Raw genomic sequence first — 252 nt, forward strand, 5'->3', positions numbered from 1 at the left:
GTTTGGAGTTCAAACGTTTATCAATGTCGGTGGTATGTCTGGATTAATACCGCTTACTGGGGTACCGTTACCTTTTGTTAGTTACGGCGGAAGTTCCTTGTTAGCTAATCTACTTGCGATGGGGGTATTATTGAATATTGCTAGTCATGTGAAAAGACAAGAAAAACAACAAAATGAGTTAGTTAAAGAAAGAGAACAAGGTGGACCGCATCTTGTAGTTGTAAAATAAAAACACATTGTGCTGTAGAGCAC

General features: G+C 38.5%; 1 protein-coding gene. It reads left to right on the forward strand.

All coding sequences use genetic code 11. The annotated features are described in order from the left end of the window. The coding region (locus JDS96_RS31305) for an FtsW/RodA/SpoVE family cell cycle protein (protein WP_199669178.1) at positions 1-229 on the forward strand (229 nt) is incomplete at its 5' end. Positions 230-252: the final 23 nt, after the last annotated feature.

The organism is Bacillus cereus group sp. N21, assembly GCF_016483395.1.
In the GTDB taxonomy this organism is placed as follows: Bacteria; Bacillota; Bacilli; order Bacillales; family Bacillaceae_G; genus Bacillus_A; species Bacillus_A pseudomycoides.